22 protein-coding genes are annotated in these 22,297 nt (G+C 71.4%); 14 read left to right on the top strand and 8 right to left on the bottom strand.

Annotated features, from left to right (window positions below):
- Nucleotide 1 precedes the first annotated feature (1 nt).
- Complete coding sequence (locus tag ACZ4TR_RS33695; protein WP_465291744.1) at nucleotides 2-913, bottom strand: Kelch repeat-containing protein; 912 nt, start codon at nucleotides 911-913, stop codon at nucleotides 2-4.
- 355 nt (nucleotides 914-1,268) lie between these two features.
- On the opposite strand from ACZ4TR_RS33695, the gene ACZ4TR_RS33690 reads away from it, so the two are divergent.
- From ACZ4TR_RS33690 to ACZ4TR_RS33655, 8 genes are all read left to right on the top strand, one after another.
- The gene (locus ACZ4TR_RS33690) at nucleotides 1,269-2,243 is read left to right on the top strand and encodes an ABC transporter substrate-binding protein (protein WP_465291742.1); all 975 of its coding nucleotides are present in this window, start codon (nucleotides 1,269-1,271) and stop codon (nucleotides 2,241-2,243) included.
- 231 nt (nucleotides 2,244-2,474) lie between these two features.
- Entirely contained in the window at nucleotides 2,475-3,296 is an 822-nt protein-coding gene (locus tag ACZ4TR_RS33685) for an ABC transporter ATP-binding protein (protein WP_364529132.1), read from the top strand.
- A complete protein-coding gene (locus ACZ4TR_RS33680; RefSeq protein WP_465291740.1) occupies nucleotides 3,289-3,996 on the top strand; it encodes an ABC transporter ATP-binding protein in 708 nt (235 codons plus the stop codon). Before ACZ4TR_RS33685 ends, ACZ4TR_RS33680 begins: the two co-directional genes overlap by 8 nt.
- Nucleotides 3,997-4,024: 28 nt before the next feature.
- Nucleotides 4,025-4,876 (top strand): branched-chain amino acid ABC transporter permease, encoded by an 852-nt coding sequence (locus ACZ4TR_RS33675; RefSeq protein ID WP_465291738.1) that lies wholly within the window; start codon nucleotides 4,025-4,027, stop codon nucleotides 4,874-4,876.
- On the top strand, nucleotides 4,873-5,943 hold the full coding sequence (locus ACZ4TR_RS33670) for a branched-chain amino acid ABC transporter permease (protein WP_465291737.1): 1,071 nt from the start codon (nucleotides 4,873-4,875) through the stop codon (nucleotides 5,941-5,943). The genes ACZ4TR_RS33675 and ACZ4TR_RS33670 overlap by 4 nt, the downstream gene beginning before the upstream one ends.
- On the top strand, nucleotides 5,930-7,243 hold the full coding sequence (locus ACZ4TR_RS33665) for an ABC transporter substrate-binding protein (protein ID WP_364529143.1): 1,314 nt from the start codon (nucleotides 5,930-5,932) through the stop codon (nucleotides 7,241-7,243). The genes ACZ4TR_RS33670 and ACZ4TR_RS33665 overlap by 14 nt, the downstream gene beginning before the upstream one ends.
- 61 nt (nucleotides 7,244-7,304) lie before the next feature.
- Nucleotides 7,305-7,871, top strand: a complete 567-nt coding sequence (locus ACZ4TR_RS33660) for a TetR/AcrR family transcriptional regulator (protein WP_465291735.1) — start codon at nucleotides 7,305-7,307, stop codon at nucleotides 7,869-7,871.
- Nucleotides 7,872-8,142: 271 nt separating this feature from the next.
- Complete coding sequence (locus ACZ4TR_RS33655; RefSeq protein WP_465292008.1) at nucleotides 8,143-9,186, top strand: MFS transporter; 1,044 nt, start codon at nucleotides 8,143-8,145, stop codon at nucleotides 9,184-9,186.
- On the opposite strand, the gene ACZ4TR_RS33650 is transcribed toward ACZ4TR_RS33655, so the two are convergent.
- The 3 genes from ACZ4TR_RS33650 to ACZ4TR_RS33640 all read right to left on the bottom strand — a co-directional run bounded on the left by ACZ4TR_RS33650 (nucleotide 9,116) and on the right by ACZ4TR_RS33640 (nucleotide 11,222).
- The gene (locus ACZ4TR_RS33650; protein WP_465291733.1) at nucleotides 9,116-9,307 is read right to left on the bottom strand and encodes a hypothetical protein; all 192 of its coding nucleotides are present in this window, start codon (nucleotides 9,305-9,307) and stop codon (nucleotides 9,116-9,118) included. The two genes, ACZ4TR_RS33655 and ACZ4TR_RS33650, sit on opposite strands and share 71 nt — an antisense overlap.
- Nucleotides 9,308-9,378: 71 nt before the next feature.
- A complete protein-coding gene (locus ACZ4TR_RS33645; protein ID WP_465291731.1) occupies nucleotides 9,379-10,035 on the bottom strand; it encodes a response regulator in 657 nt (218 codons plus the stop codon).
- Nucleotides 10,023-11,222, bottom strand: a complete 1,200-nt coding sequence (locus ACZ4TR_RS33640; protein WP_465291729.1) for a sensor histidine kinase — start codon at nucleotides 11,220-11,222, stop codon at nucleotides 10,023-10,025. Before ACZ4TR_RS33640 ends, ACZ4TR_RS33645 begins: the two co-directional genes overlap by 13 nt.
- Before the next feature lie 125 nt (nucleotides 11,223-11,347).
- Between ACZ4TR_RS33640 and ACZ4TR_RS33635 the strand changes: the two genes are divergently transcribed.
- Nucleotides 11,348-12,082, top strand: coding sequence for an ABC transporter ATP-binding protein (locus tag ACZ4TR_RS33635; protein ID WP_285485165.1), 735 nt, complete (start codon nucleotides 11,348-11,350; stop codon nucleotides 12,080-12,082).
- A complete protein-coding gene (locus ACZ4TR_RS33630; protein ID WP_465291727.1) occupies nucleotides 12,076-14,610 on the top strand; it encodes an ABC transporter permease in 2,535 nt (844 codons plus the stop codon). The genes ACZ4TR_RS33635 and ACZ4TR_RS33630 overlap by 7 nt, the downstream gene beginning before the upstream one ends.
- 77 nt (nucleotides 14,611-14,687) lie before the next feature.
- Here the strand turns inward: ACZ4TR_RS33630 and ACZ4TR_RS33625 are convergent, their stop codons facing one another.
- Together ACZ4TR_RS33625 and ACZ4TR_RS33620 are read right to left on the bottom strand one after the other, a co-directional pair.
- Nucleotides 14,688-15,017, bottom strand: a complete 330-nt coding sequence (locus tag ACZ4TR_RS33625) for a hypothetical protein (protein WP_465291725.1) — start codon at nucleotides 15,015-15,017, stop codon at nucleotides 14,688-14,690.
- Nucleotides 15,018-15,084: 67 nt separating this feature from the next.
- The gene (locus tag ACZ4TR_RS33620; protein ID WP_465291723.1) at nucleotides 15,085-17,976 is read right to left on the bottom strand and encodes an AfsR/SARP family transcriptional regulator; all 2,892 of its coding nucleotides are present in this window, start codon (nucleotides 17,974-17,976) and stop codon (nucleotides 15,085-15,087) included.
- 146 nt (nucleotides 17,977-18,122) lie between these two features.
- On the opposite strand from ACZ4TR_RS33620, the gene ACZ4TR_RS33615 reads away from it, so the two are divergent.
- Entirely contained in the window at nucleotides 18,123-18,779 is a 657-nt protein-coding gene (locus ACZ4TR_RS33615) for a hypothetical protein (RefSeq protein WP_465291721.1), read from the top strand.
- Between the two features lie 47 nt (nucleotides 18,780-18,826).
- Here the strand turns inward: ACZ4TR_RS33615 and ACZ4TR_RS33610 are convergent, their stop codons facing one another.
- Together ACZ4TR_RS33610 and ACZ4TR_RS33605 are read right to left on the bottom strand one after the other, a co-directional pair.
- The gene (locus tag ACZ4TR_RS33610) at nucleotides 18,827-19,036 is read right to left on the bottom strand and encodes a DUF397 domain-containing protein (protein WP_465291720.1); all 210 of its coding nucleotides are present in this window, start codon (nucleotides 19,034-19,036) and stop codon (nucleotides 18,827-18,829) included.
- A 10-nt stretch (nucleotides 19,037-19,046) separates the two neighbouring features.
- On the bottom strand, nucleotides 19,047-19,910 hold the full coding sequence (locus ACZ4TR_RS33605; RefSeq protein ID WP_465291718.1) for a helix-turn-helix domain-containing protein: 864 nt from the start codon (nucleotides 19,908-19,910) through the stop codon (nucleotides 19,047-19,049).
- Between the two features lie 301 nt (nucleotides 19,911-20,211).
- On the opposite strand from ACZ4TR_RS33605, the gene ACZ4TR_RS33600 reads away from it, so the two are divergent.
- From ACZ4TR_RS33600 to ACZ4TR_RS33590, 3 genes are all read left to right on the top strand, one after another.
- The gene (locus ACZ4TR_RS33600) at nucleotides 20,212-20,778 is read left to right on the top strand and encodes a hypothetical protein (RefSeq protein WP_465291716.1); all 567 of its coding nucleotides are present in this window, start codon (nucleotides 20,212-20,214) and stop codon (nucleotides 20,776-20,778) included.
- 103 nt (nucleotides 20,779-20,881) lie between these two features.
- The gene (locus ACZ4TR_RS33595) at nucleotides 20,882-21,541 is read left to right on the top strand and encodes a glycoside hydrolase family 11 protein (RefSeq protein WP_465291714.1); all 660 of its coding nucleotides are present in this window, start codon (nucleotides 20,882-20,884) and stop codon (nucleotides 21,539-21,541) included.
- Nucleotides 21,542-21,544: 3 nt separating this feature from the next.
- On the top strand, nucleotides 21,545-22,207 hold the full coding sequence (locus ACZ4TR_RS33590) for a polysaccharide deacetylase family protein (RefSeq protein ID WP_465291713.1): 663 nt from the start codon (nucleotides 21,545-21,547) through the stop codon (nucleotides 22,205-22,207).
- Nucleotides 22,208-22,297 lie beyond the last annotated feature (90 nt).

Below are 22,297 nucleotides of genomic sequence, written 5' to 3'. Positions count from 1 at the left end.
TTCAAGGGAGTTTGAGCGACAGCACGTCCGGCACCGTGACCAGGCTGCCGTAGAGGTTCGCGTTCCCGCCGATGGCGAGGACCCGGTGCGCCGAGGTGGCCGCGCAGACCAGCGACGCCCGGCCGTGGGGGAGCACCGTGCCCAGCAGCACCCATTCCCCCGTGCGGACGTCGAGGACCTCGCTCGTGCGGTCCCGCGCGGTCGGGTCCTCGATCGGCGCGGGACCGCCGCCGACCACCACGATCCGGTCGCCTGCCCGCACCGCGCCGGGCGCGCCCCGCCGTTTGCGCATCGGCGCGACCGACTCCCAGCGGTCGGTGTCCGGGTCGTACCGCTCCACCGAGTCGAGCGCGTTCTGGTGCCGGCTCGGCAAACCGCCGAGCGCGTAGAGGTGCCCCCCGGCCGCGATGAGCCGGAACCGGGCCCGCGGGGTGAGCATCGGGGCCACCGGCGTCCAGTGCCGCGTGGCCGGGTCGAACCCGAGCACCGCGTCCGTGGCGTGCTCGCCGGGATCGCCGTCGCCGACGAAACCGCCTGCCACGTAGAGCTTTCCGCCCAGACCGGCCGCCGACGCCGCACCGAGTGGCACGGGCAGGGGCGGGCTCGGCCGCCACTCGTCGGCCGCCGGGTTGTACACCTCGACGACGTCGGTCGTGCGGCCGTCCGGGGTGATGCCGGCGGCGGCGTAGACCAGCCCGCCGACGACGCCGGCCGCGTGGTTGCCGCGCGGGGTGGGCATCGGGCTGACGTAGCGCCAGGCGCCGCCGCCGGTGACCTTGCGCGTCTCCACCGAGCCGAAGCCCACGTTCCCGTCCGTCCCGCCGAACACGAAGACGTCGTCGCCGACGGTCGCCACCTCGTGGGCGAACCTCGGCGACAGCATCGGCGGCCGGTACCTCCACGACACGTTCATCGGCGCCCCCTCCCATTCCGCCCGCCAGTGTCTCCGAAGACGATCTGTTTGTTACGGCTCCGGCCGGAATCGGTTTTTCGCTGACCGGCCACCCGCCGGCGATGCCTTTCCCGATGGGTCATCCGCTGTAGTGCGCTCGGCTGGTTGGCGGACATCGATCACGCTCTGTGCCGGTTTCTCGTGGGTTTGTTTCCCCTGGTGAGCACCGGTCAGTCAGTGGATTACCCGTTTGAACGGCGTTCAGGCTTTCCCGAATCGATATTTGCGGACCCGGAAAACGTCATCTACAGTCCGGCGATCACGGCTGATACGGCCGGATTTCCGTGATCGAAAAGATTCCTTTCCGAGGAGTGGTATGCCCCAACGCGCCTCGACCCGCCGGTTCGCCGTGCTCGCCCTCGTCCTCGCGCTGGTGAGCGCGTGCAGCCAGCGAGGCGGGTCCGGCAGTCCCGGCGCCGTCGAAAAGCCGGCGATCCGCGTCGCGATCTTCTCCGCCGTCGACCTCGCCACCTTCTGGCTGGCGCAGGAAGGCGGCTACTTCAAGGCCGAAGGTCTCGACGTGCAGGCCGACACCGGGGCCAGCGGCCAGGAGGCGCTGACCCGGATGACGAACGGCCAGGACGACCTCGCGCTGTCCACCTACACCCTGTTCTTCCTGGCGAAGAACAACGGCACGGACGTGAAGCTGATCGCGGACGCCACCTCGGCGAGCCCGCGCAGCAACGAGCTGGTCACCGTGCCGAACTCGCCGGTCAAGACGGTGGAGAACCTGGACGGCAAGCGGATCGCCATCAGCTCGAAGAACGCCGCCTCGGACGTGCTGACCCGGTCGGTGATGCGGGACCACGGAGTCGGCTTCGACAAGGTGCAGTGGGTGCCGATGCCGTTGCCGGAGATGGCGGCCGCGCTGGCGCAGGGCCGTGTCGACGCCGCCTACCAGCCGGAACCGTTCCTCACGCAGGCGGCCAAGGTCGCCGGCGCGTACCCGGTCGTCGACGCCGCGAGCGGCAGCACGCAGGCCTTCCCGCTCACCGGCTTCGGCGCGACGGCGAAGTGGGTCGAGGCCCATCCGAAGACGATGCTCGCGTTCCAGCGCGCGATGCTCAACGCCACGCGCGCCGCGGTCGACCGCGCGCGGATCGAGCCGCTCGTCGTCCGCAACGCCAAAGTGGACCAGGACATCGCGAGCCTGATGGTGATGCCCGCGTTCGGGTCCACCCTGGACGCCCGCCGCATCCAGCGGGTGCCGGACCTGTTGCAGCAGCTGGGCGTCGTCCAGACGAAGCTCGACGCCTCGTCGATGATCGCGCCGCAGGCCAGTACCGGCTGACCGGAGCCGGGCGGGAAGGGCGGGTGCGCTGAAGAGCGCGCCCGCCCTTCTTGCGTCGTAAGGACTTCTCCCGGCACGCGGCTATCGCGAAATTCACGGACCGCCCGCGTTCATCCGGTTTCTGTCGGTTCGCACCTTGACACGACCGGCGCCGCGCCCCACCCTCTTCATACCGACCGCGCGGTACGGCCTGGTCCACATAGTGGGACAGGAGAGACGGGAGAGTCGACGATGACACTTCTTGGTGAGGCTCTGCCCAGCGAGGACGTGCCCGGCGAGGACTTGCTGGTGGTCGACGGCCTCACCGTGCGGTTCGGCGGGCTCACCGCGTTGCACGACGTCCGGCTGAGCGTGGATCCCGGCACCGTCGTCGGGGTCATCGGGCCGAACGGCGCCGGGAAGACCACGCTGTTCAACGTCGTCTGCGGCTTCGTCCGGCCCCAGTCCGGCCGCGTGCTGTGGCGCGGCGAACCGCTCGTGCGGCACCGCCCCGAACACCTCGCCGGCCTCGGGATCGTCCGCACCCTGCAGGGCCTCGGCCTGTTCGCCGGGCTGACCGTGCTCGAGAACGTGATGGCCGGGGCGGGCCGCCACTCGAAGGCCGGCGTGCTCCCCGCGCTCGTCGGCGCCGGACGCTCGGCGCGCGACGAGTCCGACCTCGCGCACCGGGCGCGCCAGACGCTCGGCGAGCTCGGGATCGCCGACCTCGCCGACCGGCTGCCCGGCGTTCTGCCCTACGGCGTGCGAAAACGCGTCGCCCTCGCCCGGGCGCTGGTGGCCGAGCCCGACCTGCTGCTGCTCGACGAACCGGCGAGCGGGCTCTCGGCCGCCGAGCTCGCCGAGCTCTCGACGTTGATCCTGTCGCTGCGGCGGCACATGGCGGTCGTGCTCGTCGAGCACCACATGGACCTCGTCATGCAGGTCTGCGACCGCGTCGTGGTGCTCAACTTCGGCGAGGTGATCGCGGCGGGCACGCCGGCCGAGATCCAGGCCGACCCCCGCGTGACCGAGGCTTACCTCGGCGACCCCGCCGAGGAGGCGCCCGGTGCTTGAGATCGACGAGCTTTCCGTGGCCTACGGCGCCGTCCGCGCGCTCGACGGCGTCGGCCTGGAGGTCGAGCGCGGCGGGATCACCGCCGTGCTCGGCGCGAACGGCGCCGGCAAGACGACGCTGCTGCGCACGATCAGCGGCCTGCAGCCCGCCCGCGGCGGCCGGATCACCTGGGACGGCAAGGAACTCACCGGCCTGGCGCCCGACCGCATCGCCCGCGGCGGGGTCGCGCACGTGCCCGAAGGCGGCGGCGTGATCACCGAGCTGACCGTCGACGAGAACCTCCGGCTGGGCGCGCTCTGGCGCCGCGACCGCGCCGACCGCGAGGCCGCGCGCAAGGAGATGTACGAGCTCTTCCCGCCGCTGGAAGAACGTTCGGCGAAACCCGCGTCGACGCTCTCCGGCGGCGAGCGGCAGATGCTCGCCATCGGCCGCGCCCTGATGAGCCGGCCGGAACTGCTGCTGCTCGACGAGCCGTCGCTGGGCCTCGCGCCGCTGATCACCGCCCGGATCATGGGGATCCTGCGTGACCTGCGGGCCTCGACCGGGCTCACCGTCGTGCTCGTCGAGCAGAACGCGCACTCCGCGCTGTCCATCGCCGACCGCGGCTACGTCCTGGCACTGGGCCGGGTCGTCGCCGTCGACACCGCCGCGGAGCTGCTGGCCGACGACGGCCTCCGCCACGCCTACCTCGGTTTCTGAGCAACCACCAGGGAGAGAACGGTCCGGTATGCAGGAATTCCTCGACCTGACCCTCGGCGGGATCTCCGCCGGCGCGGTCTACGCGGCGCTCGGGCTCGCGCTGGTCATCATCTACCGGGCCACCCGGGTGGTGAACTTCGCCCAGCCCGCCCTCGCCCTGATCTCGACTTACCTCGCGTACTCGGTGACGAAGGCGACGGGCAGCTACTGGCTCGGCTTCGCCGTCGCGATCGTGGCCGGGACCCTGCTGGGGGTCGCCACCGAGCGGCTGCTGATCCGGCCGCTGCGGCACCGCTCCGAACTGAGCTCGATCATCGTCACCCTCGGCTTGCTCCTGGTCCTGCAGGCGATCGCGGGCATGATCTGGTCCAACGAGCCGCTGGCGTTCCCGTACGCCTTCGACTTCGTCGGCCGGTTCTCCACCAACGACCTGTTCGTGGTGCTCGTGGTGCTCCTGATCGCCGCGCTCGTGCTGGTGGTGTTCAAGTACACGCCGCTGGGCCTGCGGATGCGGGCGGCCGCGTTCGCCCCGGAGGTGGCGCGCACGCTCGGCGTGCGGGTCGGGCTGATGCTCACCATCGGCTGGGGCCTCGCGGCGGCGGTCGGTTCGCTGGCCGGGCTGCTCGCCACCCCGCCGTTCCTCTTCCCGAACGTGCTCGACGGCGTCTTCGTCTACGCCCTTACCGCGGCGGTGCTCGGCGGCCTGGACAACCCGCTGGGCACCATCGCCGGCGGGTTCGTCCTCGGCGTCGGACTGTCCTACGTGTCCGGGTACCTGGGGCCGGAGATGGTGACGATCGCCGCGCTGGCGATCCTCGTCGTCGTGCTGATCGTGCGTCCCAGCGGGTTGTTCGGCCGCGCGAAGGTGAGGCGGGTATGACCGTGCGCACGAGTGTTCCGGAAACCGCTGTGGCGACGGCGAAGAAGAAGCGGGTGCTGCCGCCCCTGCTCCGCCACGTCCTGTTCGCGCTGGCCGCGTTCGCCGTGGTCGTGGTGCTGACGCTGGTCACCGACGAGTTCACCAACCTGCGGATCGCGACGATCGGCTACTACCTGATCGCGGTCGCCGGGCTGAGCCTGCTCACCGGCCTCACCGGGCAGGTTTCGCTGGGCCACGGCGCGTTCATGTTCATCGGCGCGTACACGGTCGCGCTGCTGGTGCGCCGGGTGCCGGCGTTCCCGCTGTGGGCCGACCTGCTGCTCGCCTCGGCCGCCGGCGGGCTCGCGGGGCTGCTGGCCGGAGCCGCCGCGGCCCGGCTGCGGGGGCCGTACCTCGCCGGGGCGACGCTCGCGCTGGCCGTCGGCCTGCCCGCGCTGACCCGCCGGTTCCAGGACTTCCTGGGCGGCAGCAACGGGCTCAGCTTCACCGTCCACAGCAGACCGTCCGGGGTCGCCGTTCCCGAACTGCGCTGGCAGACCTGGATCGTCTGGCTCAGCGTGCTCATCGCCCTGGTGCTGGTGGTCAACGTCGTGCGCGGCCGGCTCGGGCGCGACTTCCGCGCCGTGCGCGACGACGAGGTCGCCGCGTCGCTGAGCGGGATCGCCGTCGGGCGCACGAAGATCCTCGCCTTCCTCATCAGCGCGGTCTGCGGCGGCCTGGCCGGTGGCCTGCAGGCGTTCCTGCTCGGCACCGCCGCACCCGGCTCGTTCACGCCGGCGCTGTCGCTGAGCCTGCTGGCGGCCGTGGTGCTGGGCGGGCTGGGTTCCCTCTGGGGCGCACTGTGGGGCGCGGTCGCGCTCGTGTACTTCCAGGCCTGGTCCGAGGACCTCGCCGACGTCCTGCACCTGAACACCGACGTGGCCAACAACCTCCCGCTCGCGGTGTACGGCGTGATCCTCATCGTCGTCGTGCTCGCCTTCCCGCGCGGCATCCAGGGCGGCTTCCAGCGGCTGCGTGGACTTCTCCGTCGACCCGCCGAAAAGAAGGAGAACAATGAGAAGCACTAGAACCGGCGCGGGCTTCCTCGCCCTGGCCTTGGCGCTGACCGCGTGCGGAGGTGCGGGGGAGAGCGACGGCGGCGGTCAGCAGGCCGCCGACTCGGCCGTCGGCGTCACCAAGGACACCGTCGTCATCGGCAGCCACCAGCCGCTCACCGGCCCGGCCGCGCCCGGGTACAGCAAGATCTCCGTCGGCGCCCGCGCGGTGTACCAGGCCATCAACGACGGCGGCGGGATCAACGGCCGCAAGATCGACTACAAGGTCGAGGACGACGGCTACAACCCGACGAAGACCGTCGAGGTCGTGAAGAAGCTCGTCCTGCAGGACAAGGTGTTCGCGATCGTCGGCGGGCTGGGCACGCCGACGCACTCGAAGGTCGTCGACTACCTGAACTCCGAAGGCGTGCCGGACCTGCTGGTGTCTTCGGGCGCGCTGGCGTGGGACAACCCCCAGAAGGCGCCGATGACCTTCGGCTACCAGCTGGACTACGCCCGTGAGGGCAAGGTCCAGGGCAAGTACATCAAGGACACCTTCGCCGGCAAGAAGGTCGGGTACTTCACGCAGAACGACGACGTCGGCCGCGACACCCAGGCCGGGCTCGACCAGTTCATCAAGGACCAGACCGTCGCGCGGCAGGGCTACGACAGCGCCAACACCGACGTCACGCCGCAGCTGTCCGCGCTCAAGGCCGCGGGCGCCGAGGTCGTCGTCTGCGAGTGCATCCCGGCGTTCACCGCGCTGTCGATCCTGGCCGCGGCGAAGATCGGGTACAAGCCGCAGTTCGTCGTCAGCAGCATCGGCGCGGACCCGGCGACGCTGTCCGGGCTGCTGCAGGACTTCGCCAAGCGCGGCGGGGCGAGCGTGTCGAGCGGCCAGCTGCTCAACGGGCTGATCGGCACCGGCTACCTGCCCGACGTCGCGCAGACGTCCGACCCGTGGGTCGCCTACTTCAAGGGCATCCACGACAAGTACATCCCGAAGGAGCCGCTCACCAACACGCTGTTCTACGGGATGGTGCAGGCGTACACGTTCGGCCAGGCGCTGAAGGCCGCCGGGCCGGACCCGACGCGGCAGAAGATCGTCGATGCCATGAGCTCCGGCGCCCTCAAGGGACCGGGCCTGACGCCGTTCGGGTTCTCGAAGGACTCGCACTCCGGGTACACCGGCGCGTACGTGTTCAAGATCAACCCGGACACCACGACGACGGTGATCCAGCAACCGGCCGTCACCGACCGGGGCACCGGGGCCATCACGCCGTACAGCGGCGAACGCGTCACCCCTGACCAGGTGAACCTGCTGGGGAAGTGAGGACGTGGGCCGGTCCGCGGCGCCGCGCGGGCCGGTCCACCCGCTCATCTAGGGTGGCGACATGGTGGTCAGGGACAGGGTCATGCGGGCAGCTGTGCGCCTGTTCGCCGAGAAGGGGTTCGAGGCCACGACGGTCCGGGAGATCGTCGAAGAGGCCGGCGTCACCAAAGGTGGGCTGTATCACTACTTCGAGTCCAAGGACGACCTGCTCCTGGAGATCTACACCGCGATGCTGCGGATGCAGGCCCAGCGGATGCGGACCATCGCCGAGTCGGACCTGCCCCTGCCGGAACGGCTGCACGCCATCATCGCCGACGTCGTCACGACCAGCATCGCGGACCTCGACGCGGCGACGGTGTTCTTCCAGTCCTTCCCGTTGCTGGAGAAGCCCAAGCAGATCCAGGTGCGGGCCGAACGCCGCCGCTACCACGAGCGCGTGCGAGCCCTGGTCGAAGAGGGCCAGCGCGCCGGGATCTTCCGCGGCGACGTCCCCGCCGACCTGGTGATCAACTACCACTACGGCGCGATCCACCGGCTCCACATGTGGTACCACGCCGAGGGTGAGCTGTCCGGGGAGCAGGTCGGGGAGCACTTCGCGAACCTGATGCTGCGGAGCCTCCGTCCTTAGTGGACGCGCCGGCTTTCGGTTTGAATGCAGTGAATGACTCATTCCTGGCGTCCGGCGCCAGGAATGAGTCATTCACTGCATCGGAGGCGACCTGCGTTAGACTTTGGATCATGGCGAGCCCCGAAGCGTCCAGGGCCGGGCTGTCGGTCTTCCCGGCAGCCCGGTAACTTCCGCTTCCCCGGGCCCCCGGGTGACCACGAATCGTCCGCCGATTCCGTGATCCCTGGAGCTTCGCGTGTCCCTGTACTTCCTCGCCCTGGGCGTGTTCGCCATGGGTACGTCCGAATTCATGCTCGCCGGGCTCGTGCCCGGCATCGCCGGCGCGCTCGACGTCTCGCTCGCGCAAGCCGGCTACCTGACCTCCGCCTTCGCCGCCGGGATGGTCGCCGGGGCTCCGCTGATGGCCGCCCTCGCGCGGACCTGGCGACCTCGGACCGCCCTGGTGAGCTTCCTGGCCCTCTTCGTCGTCGTGCACGTAGTCGGCGGGCTGACGACGTCCTTCGCCGTCCTGCTCGGGACGCGGGTGGTCGCCGCCGTCGCCGACGCCGGTTTCCTCGCCGTCGCCCTGACCGTCGAACGTGAAGGCCGCGCTGTCGCCGTTCTCCTCGGTGGAACGACCTTGGCGTGCGTCGCCGGCATCCCCGGTGGGGCACTGCTTGACGCCGCCTTCGGCTGGCGCTCGGCCTTCTGGACCGTCGCCGCGCTGTGCCTGCCCGCCCTCTTCGGGGTGGCGCGCATCGCCGACACCCCGGCCGGTGGCGAGGCCGACCTGCGGGGCGAACTCCGGGAACTTCGCCGGCTGCCCCGCGTTCTCCTGCTCGGCGCGCTCGTCAACGCGGCCACCTTCGGCGTCTTCGCCTCCCTGGCGCCGGTCGCAGGCAGCGCCGCGCCGGTCGTGCTCGCCGCCTTCGGCCTCGGGTGCTTCGCCGGCGTCACGGCGGCCGGGCGGCTCGCCGACCGGTGGCCCGGTCGCGTCATCGCGATCGGCGGCTCACTGCTGCTCGGGGGCTGGATCGTGCTGGCCCTGGTCCCCACGGCACTCGTAGCCCTCGCCTTCACGCAGGGTGCGTTGTCCTTCGCGGTCGGCGGCACGGTGATCACCCGGATCCTGCGCCTGGCCACCGGCGCGCCCACGATGGCGGGCTCCTACGCGACGGCCGCGCTCAACATCGGGGCGACGGCGGGCCCGGTGCTCGCGGGAGCGGCGAACCCGTTCTGGGTGGCCGCGGCGCTGGTGGCGGCCGCTATCGCCGTCGCCGGACGTAGTGGGCGACCAGCAGGACGAGCGCGATCGTCGCGATCGCACCGGCGGTGATCCGGAAGGGGTCGGCCAGTCCGGTGAAGGAGCCGACCGCGTTGACCGCGGCGGCGACCAGCAGGACCGGCCAGAGGACGAGGGGCGCCGCGGTGCGGGCGGGAACATCGGTGTTGGTCATGACACGAACGCTAGAGCCGGCCGAGGCGGGAAACGATGCCGTGCGCACCCGGATCCGGGGTGGTGCCTGCGCTACCCCGCGTCCCGGCCCAGGTAGGCGAGCACCGCCAGCACCCGGCGGTGCCCGCCGCCTTCGTCCGACGGCAGGCCGAGCTTCGCGAAGATGTTGCGGATGTGCTTGAGCACCGCGCCGTCGCTGACGACGAGCAGTTCGGCGATCGTGCTGTTGTTGTAGCCCTCGGCCATCAGCGCCAGCACCTCACGCTCGCGCGCGGTCAACGCGTCCAGGGGGTCCGCCGCCCGCCGGCGCGCCATCAGCTGGCCGATGACCTCCGGGTCCATCGCCGTGCCGCCCTTCGCGACCCGCTCGAGCGCGTCGAGGAACCGCTCGACCTTGCCGACGCGCTCCTTGAGCAGGTAGCCGACCGCGCCGACGCCGTCGGCGAGCAGCTCGACCGCGTAGCTCGTCTCCACGTGGGCGGAAAGCACCAGCACCGGCAGGCCCGGGTGGATCTCACGGGCGCGGACGGCGGCGCGCAGGCCCTCGTCGCGGTGGGTCGGCGGCATCCGGACGTCCATCACGACGGCGTCCGGCCGGTCGTCGGCGACGAAGGTGAGGAAGTCCTCGGCGTTGTCGAACGTGGCGGCCACCTCGATGCCCGCCGTCTTCAACAGCAGCGAGAGGCCTTCGCGCAGCAAAGCGTCGTCCTCGGCGATCACGACCCGCATGGCAGCTCCACTCGCAGCACGGTCGGCCCACCGGGTGGGCTGGTCAGGGTGAGGGTTCCGTCGAAGGCTTCGGCGCGGCGCCGGATGCCGGCGAGCCCGCTGCCGCGCCTTTCGTCGGCACCGCCGCGGCCGTCGTCGCGGATCACCAGGGTCAGCAGGGAAGGCGTGCCACCCAGCTTGATGTCCACAGCGGACGCGTCGGCGTGCTTGGTGACGTTGGCCAGCACCTCGGCGACGACGAAGTACGCGGCGGCCTCGACGGCGGCCGGCCGGCCGGTTTCGTACTCGACGGTGACCGCCGTCGGCACCGGGGTGCGCTCGGCGAGCGCGCGCACCGCCCCGGCGAGACCGCGTTCGCTCAGCAGCGGCGGGTAGATGCTCCGCACGACCGTCCGCAGCTCGGCGAGCGCGTCGGTCGCGGTGTCCTGCGCCTTGACCAGCAGGTCGCGCACCGTCTCCGGGTCGCGGTCGTAGAGCTGGCCGGCGATGCCCAGCTGCAGGACGACCGCGGCGATCCGCGCCTGGGTGCCGTCGTGCAGGTCACGCTCGATGCGGCGCAGCTCGGCGCCGTGCGCCTCCAGCGCGGCCGCCCGCGTCGCGGTCAGTTCGGCGACCCGGTCGGCCAGGACGACACCGGGCGCCGGCCGGAGCAGTTTCCGCGCGGTGCGGGCCTGCCAGCGCGCGGCGCGGGGCAGCAGGAGCGTCGCCGCGGCCATCGCGACGGCGATCAGGAAGTCGAGCCCCGCCCGCGGCCACGAGTTGACCACGATGCCGAGGGAGCCTTCGATCCCGCCGGGCACCGCCGGCCAGATGATCACCGTGACGACCTGCTGGACCGCGCCGACCGGCAGGCCGATCGCCAGGCTGCCGAGCACCAGGCCGGTCGCGGCGTGGATGGCGAGCCACGCGAGGTCACGGCGGGTCGCCGGGTCCTTCAGCGGCGAGCCGTCCCGGTACGGCTCGGGGATGGCCTCGCCGAGCCGGCGCGCGGCCCGGCGGCGGTCGACCCCGACCGGCCACCGCGCCAGCTTGATCGCCGGCGCGAGCGACGGGATGCCCACGCCGACCGGGCACAGCAGCAGCACGGCCAAGAGGCCCACGAGGGCGAAGATCGACAACAGCGACGTGCCGGCGCCGACCACGAGGTAACGAGCCGCCGACCAGCACTCGCGCAGGCGGGTCGTCACCCCGACAGTGTCCCACCCCACCGCCGTGGTGGTGCTGGCGCTACCCCGGATCCACCCCCGCACAGGATCGAAGTCCCGCCCCGGCCGCCCTAGTTTTCGTGGGGACAGAACAAAGGGGATCACCGATGACGACAGCGAACGCGCTGGAACTGGCCGGGGTGCGCAAGGTGTACGGCTCCGGCGACGGCGCCGTCACCGCGCTGGACGGCGTGACGGCGAACGTGCCGCGGGGGACGTTCACCGCCGTGATGGGCCCGTCGGGCTCGGGCAAGAGCACCTTCCTGCACTGCGCGGCCGGCCTGGACCGGCCGACCTCGGGGAAGGTGCTGCTCGGCGGCACCGAGATCGGGCGGCTGAAGGAGAACGAGCTGACCCGGCTGCGGCGGACCCGCGTCGGGTTCGTCTTCCAGGCCTACAACCTCATGCCGTCGCTGAACGTGCTGCAGAACATCACGCTGCCCCTTCGGCTCGCCGGCACCAAGCCGGACCCGCAGTGGCTGCGTGAAATCGTCGAAGGCGTTGGGATGGCGAAGCGGCTGGAGCACCGCCCGGCGGAGCTGTCCGGCGGGCAGCAGCAGCGCGTCGCGATCGCCCGGGCGCTCATCGCCCGGCCCGACGTCGTGCTGGCCGACGAGCCGACCGGCGCCCTCGACACCCGCACCGCGCGGCAGGTGCTCGACCTGCTCCGCGCCGTCGTCGACGGCATGGGACAGACCGTGCTGATGGTGACCCACGACCCGGTCGCCGCCTCGGCCGCGCACGGCGTGCTCTTCCTCGCCGACGGCCGGCTGGCCGGGCACCTCCCGCACCCCACCCCCGAGCGGGTGGCGGAGCGGATGACGCACCTCGGGGAGTGGTGACCGTGCTGTCCCTCGCCTGGCAGACGATCCGGACGCGGCTCGGCGGGTTCGCCGGCGCGTTCATCGCGATCCTGTGCGGCACCGCCCTGGTGGCGGGCTGCGGGGTCCTCATGGAGTCCGGCCTGCGCGCCGGCGTCCCCACCCAGCGCTACGCCGCCGCGGCCGTCGTCGTCGGCGGGGCCCAGAGCGTGCACCCGCCCGGAGCCGACGCGCTGACGCTGGAGCAGGTCGGCGAGCAGCCGTCGGTCCCGGCGGCCCTGGCCGGCCGGATCGCTTCGGTGCCCGGCGTCCGGACGGCGGTCGCGGAGCAGAGCTTCCCGGCGCAGGTCGTGACGGCGTCCGGCGAAGTGCTCGGCGGGCCGCAGTCCCTGGGCCACAACTGGGACGCGGCCGTGCTGGCGCCGTTCACGCTCCGCGCGGGTGCGGCGCCCGCGGCCCCCGGCGACGTCGTCCTGGACGCCGACCTGGCCCAGCGCGCCGGTGTCGGTGTCGGCGGGCAGGTGCGGATCGCGACCCGGTCGGTGCCGATGACGTTCCGGGTCAGCGGCGTCGTCAACAGCCTGTCACGCCAGTCGGCGCTGTTCTTCACGCCGCAGCGGGCCGCGGAGCTGACCGCGCAGCCCGGCCAGGCGCACGCGATCGGTGTCCTGGCCGACCCGGGCGTGCCGCCGGAGACGCTCGCCGAGCGGATCGGCGCGGTCGCGGACGGCGCCGAGGTCACCACCGGCATCGAGCGCAGCACGATCGAGTTCCTCGACGTCAGCCAGACGCGGATGCTGCTGCTGGCCGTCGCCGGCTCGTTCGGCGGGTTCGCCCTGCTCGTGGCCGTGTTCGTGGTGGCGAGCACGCTCGCCCTGACGATCAACCGGCGGCGCCGGGAGTTCGCGTTGCTGCGGGCGGTAGCGGCGACGCCGAAGCAGATCCGCCAGCTCATCGGCACCGAAACGACGTTGGTCGCGCTCGTCGCGGGGGTGCTCGGCGGCGCGCTGGGCCTGGCGGTGGCCTCCGGGCTGCGGGACGCGTTCGCCGCGATCGGCGTGATCCCGGCCGACTTCGGGCTGGCGATCAGCCCGCTGCCGTCCGTCGCGGCGCTGCTGCTCGGTCTGGGCGCGGCCCGGCTGGCGGCGTGGGCGGCGGCGCGGCGGCCGTCGACGATCCGGCCGGTGGAAGCGCTCGGCGAGGCGGCGGTCGAACGCCGTGAGCTCGGCCGCGGCCGCTCGATCACCGGGTGGAGCCTGGTGTTCGCGGGCTTCGCGGGTGCTTTCGTGCCACTGTTCCTGCGCGGCGAAATCGGAACCGCGATCTCGACGATGGCGACGCTGGTCGTCGTCATCGGGCTGGCCGTCGTCGGACCGCAGGTGACCGCGCTGGTGGTGCGGGTGCTGGCGCCGCCGCTGGGGCGGGTCTGGCGGATCAGCGGATACCTGGCCGGCGCGAACGCCCAGGCCAACACGCGGCGGCTGGCCGCGGCGGTGACCCCGCTGATGCTGTCGATCGCGTTCGCGTTGGCGACGTTCTACAGCCAGACGTCGTCGACGGCGGCCGCGGCGGAGGAGACGGCCCGCTCGACGACGGCCGACTACGTGCTGAGCGGCCCGGCGGGGGTCTCCCCGGAGGTCGCCGCGGCCGTCGCCCGGGTGCCGGGGGTCGCGACGGCGACGCCGGTGGTGCGGACGTCGGTGCTCACGGTGTCGACGGTCGGCGACAGCGTGGACGTCCAGCGCAAGTCCGCGCAGGGCTTGGCGGGCGAGCAGGTGCGCGGTGCCCTGGAGCTGGGCGTCGACGGCGGACGGCTCGCGGACCTGGCCGGTGACACGGTCGCCTTGAGCCGCTCGGAGGCCGACTGGCTGGACAAGAAGATCGGCGACGAGGTCACGTTCTACTTCGGCGACGGCGTCCCGGCGAAGCTGCGGCTGGTGGCGACGTACACGCACGACCTGGCGTTCGGCGACTTCGTGCTGCCGGTGGCGCTGGCCCGCGAGCACAACGGCGGCCGGCTGGACGATGCGGTGCTGGTGCGGCGTTCGGTGAACGCCGATCCCGCCGCGGTTTCTTCGGCGCTGCGCTCGTTGCCGTACCCGGGGCTGACGGTCGATTCGCCGGCACCGGCTCCCGAGGGCGGCGACCGGCAGGCGCAGTTCTACCTGAACCTGGTCGCGGTCGGCGTCATCGTCGGGTACCTGGCGATTTCGGTGGCCAACACGCTGGTGCTGACGACGGCGCAGCGGTCGCGGGAGTTCGCGTTGCTGCGGCTGGTCGGCACGACCCGCCGCCAGGTGACCCACATGATGCGGCTCGAGGCCCTGGTCACGGTCGGGATCGCGGTGGTCGTGGGGACGGTGGTCGCGCTGGTGCCGCTGGCGTTGCTGAACCTGGGACTGCGGGGGAGCCCGGTGCCGTCGGGGCCGCTGTCCGTCTACTTCGGAATCATCGGCGGCGCGGCGGTGCTGGGGCTGGTGGCGATGGGGCTGTCGACGTGGGTGGCGCTGCGGGCCCGGCCCATCGACGCGATCGGCCTGCGGGAGTAGGCGCCGCGCAGTTCGGCTGCGGTGAATGACTCGTACCTGGCACTGGACGCCGGGAATGAGTCATTCACCGCGCCGGATCAGCAGCCCGCGCCGGTGTCTTCGCCGGTGTAGGAAAGGACGCGCCAGTCGGTGGTCCCGCCGAGCGGCACCACCGAACCGGCGGCGACGCACTTTTCGCCGATCAGGGTCTTGAAGACGCCGCCGTAGGTCAGCGAATAGACCTTGATCTTCGTGGCGGCGGAGCCGCAGTTGCCCCACTGGTAGTCCCGGGCGTTCGGGCCCGAGGCGCCTTGGGTCCACTGCGTGCCACAGGTGACGGCGGTGGTCTCCGCCGAGGCGGTACCGGCGGCCAGCGGCAGCGCGGCCACGGCGAACCCGAGCGCGAGCGCCGCGGAAATGCGTTTCATGAATTGACCCCCTGCTTGTCGGAAACGATGCGGCACCGAAGCTAGCGGGGTATTCGTGTGGATTTCCCTACACTTCACCGTGCGGCGGCCGCCACAGCCCGAGCCGGGTGAACTGCTCGCGGACGTGGTCGCGGACCGGTTCGTCGGCGTCGGCGACGAGCGCGACGGTCTGGCGGGCCTCGTTCCACGCTTCGGCCTGCCGGCCGGTCGCGGCCAGGGACCGGACCAGGGCCACCAGCGCCCGGACGATCCGCACGTGGTCGGCGGGGGACCGCGAAATCCCCAGCGCCTTCCGGGCGAACAGCAGGACGTCGTGGTGTTCTCCGGCGTCGCAGGCGGCTTCGCTCAGCTCGACCAGCGCGGCGAGCGCCGGCTCGTGGCCGGCCGGGTACCGGTCGTGCAGCGTGACCGCTTCGGTGAGCTGCCGGACGGCCTCCGTGGTCCGGCCGGACCGGCGGTTCAGCAGGCCGAGTTCCAGCGCCATCGCGGCGTGGCGCCGGTGGTCGCCCAGTTCGGCGTACAGCATTTTCGCGTGGGAGAGGTGCGTCTCGGCTTCTTCGAGCCGGCCTTGACGGCGCAGGTGCGTGCCGAGGGCGCCACGGGCGGCGGCGCACCGGGCGGGTTCGTTCAGGCTGTGCTGGATGTCGAGGGCCTGGCGCAGGCAGGATTCGGCTCGGCTCGGGTCCCCGGCGTCTTCCGCGTGGCGGGCGAGCAGGAGGAGGACTTCGGACCGGTCGCGGCTGTTGCCGGTGTTGCCGAAGATCGCGTTCGCCAGCTCGAGGGATTCCCCGGTCTTCTCCGGGTCGCCGAGGGCGTGGTGGATCCGCGCCAGACCGGTCCACGCCTGCCCCTCGGCGTCGAGGTCGTGGCCGGCCCGGGTGGCGAGGAGGACCGCCTCGACGGCTTCGCGCCATTCGGGTGCGGTGTCGCCGATGGTCAGGTGGGGCCGTGCCAGCCGGAGCAACGTCACCGCCCGGGCCGGGTCGCTGTCCGCCGCACGGCGGATCACGGCGCACAGGCTCGGCTCTTCGTCGGCCAGGAAGGCTTGCGCCGCCGCGAAATCCGGCAGGTGCCCGGCTTGAGGCAGTTCGGCCGTGCGCCGCAGAGCGGGCGCCAGGACCTCGGCGGCGTCCGTGACGCGGGCGAGGTACCAGTCGAGGAGCCGTTCCTCCGCGTGCCGGCGGTCGGCGGGGGAGTCGTGGGCGAGCGCGAGCCGTTCGCCGGCCGCGCGGGTGAGGGCGTCCATCCGGTAGCGGCCCTCTTCCCGGCTGATCAGGTACCGGGAACCGAGCGCGGTGACCGCGCCGCGGCAGGTCTCGTCGTCGGTCCCGTCGAGGGCGCGGATCGCTTCGAGGGAGAGTCCGGGGCCGATGTGCAGCGCGAGCGAGCGGAAGAGCCGGGCGGCGGGCGGTTCCAGCGCGCGGTAGGACCACAGCACCGACGTCAGGATCGTTCCCGACGCCAGTTCGCCGGCCAGCAGGAGCTCGGCCGGGCTCGGCAGGCCGCCGGCGCCGGGCAGGAGCTCGGCGAGGGTGCGGACGGCCTGCGGGGTGCCGCCGGTCAGCGCGAGCACCGCCGCCGGATCGGGTGGCTCGGCCGGGGAGTCGCGGAGCAGGCTTTCGAGCAGGGGAGCGATCTCGGCTTCGGTGAAGGGGGCCACTTCCAGCCGGTAGGCGCCGTGGTGGGTCACGAGGTCGCTCAGCCGGTGCCGGCTGGTCACGACGACCACGGCGTGCGCGCTGCCCGGCAGCAGGGGCACGATCTGCCCGGAATCCCGGGCGTTGTCGAGGAAGAGCAGCACCCGGCGGTCGTCGAGCAGGGTCCGCAGCATCCCGGTCCGGGCGGCCGGGCTCGCGGGGACGGCCCCGGCGGCGACTCCGAGCGCGTCGAGGAATTCGGCGAGCACCTCGGCGGGGTCGCGGGGCGGCCCGGCGGCGTACCCGGAGAGGTCCGCGTGCAGCTGGCCGTGGGGGAACCGCTCGCGGACGGCGTGCGCCCAGTGCAGTCCCAGCTCCGTCTTGCCGGCCCCGGCCGGCCCGGTGACGGCGATGATGAGGGTCGCGGGCGGGCCGCCGACCCGGGACCGCAGGAAGAGCGCGTTCAGCCGGGCGAGGTCTTCGTCGCGACCCACGAACTGGCTGACCGTCGACGGGAGCTGGGCGGGCGGCAGCGCGCGGAGGGCCGCCTGGGTGCGGTGCAGGTCGGCCGGCGTGGGCGAGTCCCGGTACTGCAGCAGCTGCTGGTGCACTTCCTGCAGCTCCTGGCCGGGCCCGGTGCCGAACGACCGCGCGAACCGGTCGTACACGTGCTTCCAGTAGGTGTCGAAGACTTCGTAGTGCCCCAGCCCGTTCAGCGCGGTGAGCCGTTGCGCGATGTACCGGGTGTCGAGCTCGTGGTCGACCATGGCTTCGTCGAGGATCCGCAGCACTTCGCGGTAGTTGTGGCGATCGAGCTCGACGGCGCACAACGCCTGGTAGGCGGCGACCCGGTCGTAGCGGTCGAGGTCTTCCCGTTTCTGCTCCATCCACACGCTGCCGAGGTCTTCGACCACCGGGCCCCGCCAGAGGTCCATCGCTTCCCGCAGGGCGTCCGCGGCCTCGTCGAGCCGTCCCGTCTGCCGCGCTTGTTCGCCGTCGCGGAGCAAGGTCTTGAAGCGTGCGTAGTCGACGTCGTCGGATCCGGGCAGGAACTGGTAGCCGGCGCGCTGGGTGACGATCTTCGCGGAGGCCCCGAAGCCCCGCAGCCGCGCCCGGAGCCGGCTGACGTAGGTCTGCAGATCGTTGCGGGCGTGGTCGGGCGGGTTGTCGTCCCAGAGTGCCTCGGTGACGGTCCGGACGGGGACAACCTTGCCGTGGTTGAGCATCAGCACACCCAGCAGGGACCGTTCCTTGGCCCGCCCCAGCGCGACCTTCCGGTCGTCGAGCAGCAGCTCCACGGGCCCCAGGATCCGGAATTCCATCGGGTTTCCCGTCCACCCCGGCAGGACTTACCTGCCAGCACCGTAACCCGCCGACCGGCGGGTTTCAGCCCGGGTCGAGCTGCTGTCAAGAATTTGTCCAGCAAGCGGCAAGCGAACCGTCCACCGGGTGAGTTCACGATCTCGTCATGGCGTGGACGGATGTGTGGCAGTGGCTTCGGGGCGCTTCGCCGCCCTTGCTCGTCGAGCCGGTGGCGGATCCGGTGCACCACACGATTCTCGCGGTCGCGATCGACGGGTTTTCGTCCTTCGAGCGCACGAATCTCCAGCGGCTGGTGCTGCGGGAAGGGCTGTACCGCGCGTTCCGGCTGGCCCTGGCCGAAAGCGGCGTGACGTGGGAACACTGTCACCACGCGGACCTCGGTGACGGCGTGCTCGTCCTGGCTCCCGCGGGCTACCCGAAGGCGGTGTTCAGCGAGCTGGTCCCCGACGCGCTCACCAGGTCCTTGGCCGAGCACAACGGTTCCCACCGGCCCCCGGAACGCATCCGGCTGCGGATGGTGCTCCACGCCGGAGAAGTCAGCTACGACGCCCACGGCACGACGGGCTCCGCGATCGTGCACGCCTTCCGGCTGCTCAATTCCGTGGTGGTGCGGAAGAGCTTGGTGTGGTCGGACACCGACCTCGTGGTGATCGCGTCGGCTTGGTACCACGAAGAGATCATCCGGCACAGTCCGTTGAGCGGGTGCTATGAGCCGGTGGTGGTTCAGGAGAAGGAAACCACGGCCCGGGCCTGGATCCGGTTGGTCGAGCCGGCCGAGCCGGACTACCGCGCTTCGGGGTGAGGGGCCCTGCAGGGGCTTTCCCCTCACCTCTGCTCAGCGGCCGGACATCAAGCGTCCTCCGGGGAAACGAGACCTAGGAAGGAAGTCCAGGCGGTGGCCGAAAACTCGATGACCGGTTGATCGGGACGGCGGTCCTTGGTGTCGCGGACCAGGGCCGCGTCCGCCGTCAGCCGGGTTTCGACGCAGCTGCCGCCGGCGTTGGAATAGCTGCTCTTGAACCATCCACGACGGGGCGCGAAAGACAGGTCTTCACTCAACTCGGGTTCCTCAAAGTTCTTTCAAATGGCCATGAACTACCTGCAGGGACTGGTCACGGGACTGCGCGCGCCCATACGCGTCCTCGTAGGTGGTGGTGATGTTCCGGACCTGCACCGGGTCGTCGATGACGCCCCAGGCGGTCACGGTTTCTTGCCAGGCCAAGGTGGGGAGCCGCGGGTTCCCGAATTCGATGAGGTGCACGGTCGCGGCACCGAAGAGCCCGCACGCGGTGGCGGTGAACGGAATGACGCGGACGTCGAGCTTCCGCGGGTGACTTTCGATCAGCTCGGCCAGATGCACGAGCTGCTGCCTGAGCACTTTCCGTCCGCCGATCTGCTGCCGCAGGGCGGCTTCGCTGATGACGGCGGTCAGCTTGAAGGGATCGTCCGGGTCCGCGAGCCGCTGCTGCCGGCGCAAGCGGGCGTCGACGCGCTGGTCGACCTCGACCTGGGGCAGCGTCACGGCCGGCATCATGATCGCCCGGATGTAGTCCGCGGTCTGGAGCAGGCCGGGAATGAGCAGGCTCTCGTAGTCGCGCATGCTCCGGGCGCCCTGTTCCAAGCCGAACAGGCGCTGGACGTCGGCGTCGAAGAGCGCTGAGTAGTTCGACACCCAGCTGCGCTCCTTGGCGGCGGTGCGCAGCGCCAAGAGCTCAGCCTTCTCTTCATCGTCGAACTCGAAGAGGTCGAGGACGCGGGCGAGCGCCTCCGGGGAGAGGATCTTGCGCTCGTTCTCGACCGCGCTCCAGTAGTTGCGCGTGAAGCCCAGAGCTTGGGTGATGGCCCTGACTTCGATGCCCAGCCGTTCACGCTGCCGTTTCAAGCGCAGGGCGAGTTCCCATGATGCGACGACGGGCGACGACGGCGCGCTCATTCCGGGACAGCCTCCGCGGTTACGGTAACCAAACAGTATTCGGTTGTGGAGACCTGACGCGATCGGGTTCAGCTAACCTAGTGGTAACGCTTTTTCATCGGGTACGCGACCCGCCGGGTGGATACCCCGAACGGATGAGTTTCAGATGCCGGAGCCTCAGGCGCGACCCAGCGGACGGACCCGCAGGAGTCGGCGGTCAGCGGTCCTGACGGGTGCGATCGGGATCGCCCCCGCGGGCCCGCTCGCCGAGGAGCTCGACTGGCGAGGCAGCCTGGGACTCACCACCGCGCACTGCACCATCATGGTCGTCGACGTCGAAGGGTTCGGGCGGCACAGCCGGACCAACCCCAACAAGGTGCGGGTCCGCGGCGGGCTGTACCGGGCGATCGAGCGGGCCTTCGCCGCCGCGGGCATACCCTGGGGCGGCTGCCGGCACGAGGATCTGGGCGATGGCGTGCTCGTGCTCGCCCCCGCGCACATCTCGAAGGCCCTTTTCGTCGACCTGCTCCTCGTAGCTCTCGCCGACGAACTCCTTGCCCACAACGCCGTTCACCCGGCACCGGAACAGATCCGGCTCAGACTTGCTTTGCACGCCGGGGAAGTGTCCTACGACGAGTACGGCGTCACCGGTTCGTCGATCCTCCACGCTCAGCAGCTGATCGACGCGCCCGAGTTGAAACGCGCACTGGCGCAAACCACGGCCGTGCTCGCCGTGATCGCGTCGGACTGGGTGTTCGACGAAGTGATCCGGCACAGCGAGCGGAGCGCCGCCGGCGCGTACCGGGCCGTCGAAACCCCGGGTGGGAGAGCGTGGATCCGGCCTGTCGCGCGGCGTCGGGACCTCCGTCGGCGTCGCCGGCTCGGATAACCGGGAAACCCTGCCGTACTCCCGAAACTTTCCGAAAGTTATTGCCCCACCGAACACCCCGAACGCATGCTTTCGCCATCCCCAGCCTCGACGAGGAGGAAGCATGCTCACCAAGAATCGCTTCAGGGTGTTCGCCGGTGGGGCCGCCCTTGCGCTCATCGCCACGTTCCTGCCCGGGGTCGCCCGGGCCGACACCGTCATCACCACCAGCCAGACCGGGAACAACGGTGGCTACTACTACTCCTTCTGGACCGACGGCGGTGGCTCGGTCCAGATGACCCTCGGCTCCGGGGGGAACTACCGGATGAACTGGAGCAACGTCGGCAACTTCGTCGGCGGCAAGGGGTGGAGCAACGGGAGCCGGCGGACCGTGAACTACTCCGGCAGCTTCAACCCCTCCGGCAACGGCTACCTCGCCCTCTACGGCTGGACCTCGAACCCGCTCGTCGAGTACTACATCGTCGACAACTGGGGCACCTACCGGCCGACCGGGACCTACAAGGGCACCGTCACCAGCGACGGCGGCACCTACGACATCTACCAGACCACGCGGTACAACGCGCCGTCGGTCGAGGGGACCAAGACCTTCAACCAGTACTGGTCCGTGCGGCAGCAGAAGAAGACCGGCGGCACCATCACCACCGGCAACCACTTCGACGCCTGGGCGCGCTACGGCATGCGCATGGGCAGCTTCAACTACTACATGATCCTCGCCACCGAGGGTTACCAGAGCAGCGGCAACTCGAACATCTCGGTGGGCTGACCGATGCGCATGGCACTCCTCGCGGCCGCGCTGCTGGCCGTGACCGGCGCGGCCGCCGTCGGGCCGGCGCCCGCGCACGCCGCCGCCTGTAACGGGTACGTGGGCCTCACCTTCGACGACGGACCGTCCGATGGAAACACTCCGGCACTGTTGAACGCTCTGCGGCAGAACGGGTTGCGGGCGACGATGTTCAACGAGGGCCAGTACGCCGCCGCGTATCCGGCGCAGGTGCGGGCCGAGGTGAGCGCGGGCATGTGGGTCGGCAACCACAGCTACACCCACCCGCACCTCACGCAGCAGAGCCAGTCCCAGATGGACTCCGAGGTATCCCGGACGCAGCAGGCGATCGCGGCGGCCGGCGGCGGCACGCCGAAGCTGTTCCGCCCGCCGTACGGCGAAACGAACGGGACGCTGCAGGCCGTCGAAGCGAAGTACGGCTTGCGGCAGATCATCTGGGACGTCGATTCGCAGGACTGGAACAACGCGAGCGTGGACGCGATCGTCGCGGCCAACGCCCGCCTCGGCAACGGCCAGATCATCCTGATGCACGAATGGCCGGCCAACACCCGTGCGGCGATCCCGCGGATCGCGCAGACCCTGGCGAGCCGCGGGCTGTGCTCGGGGATGATTTCGCCTCAGACGGGCCGGGCGGTCGCCCCGGGCTGAGGCCTCCGGGTGGGGGGGGGGGGGGGGAAAAAAAACCACCCCCCCCCCCCCCCCCCCCCCCCCCCCCCCCCCCCCCCCCCCCCCCCCCCA

The organism is Amycolatopsis sp. NPDC028719, from assembly GCF_055565395.1.
The sequence above is the reverse complement of the archived record's forward strand: the minus strand, read 5'-3'. Positions and strand labels throughout refer to the sequence as shown.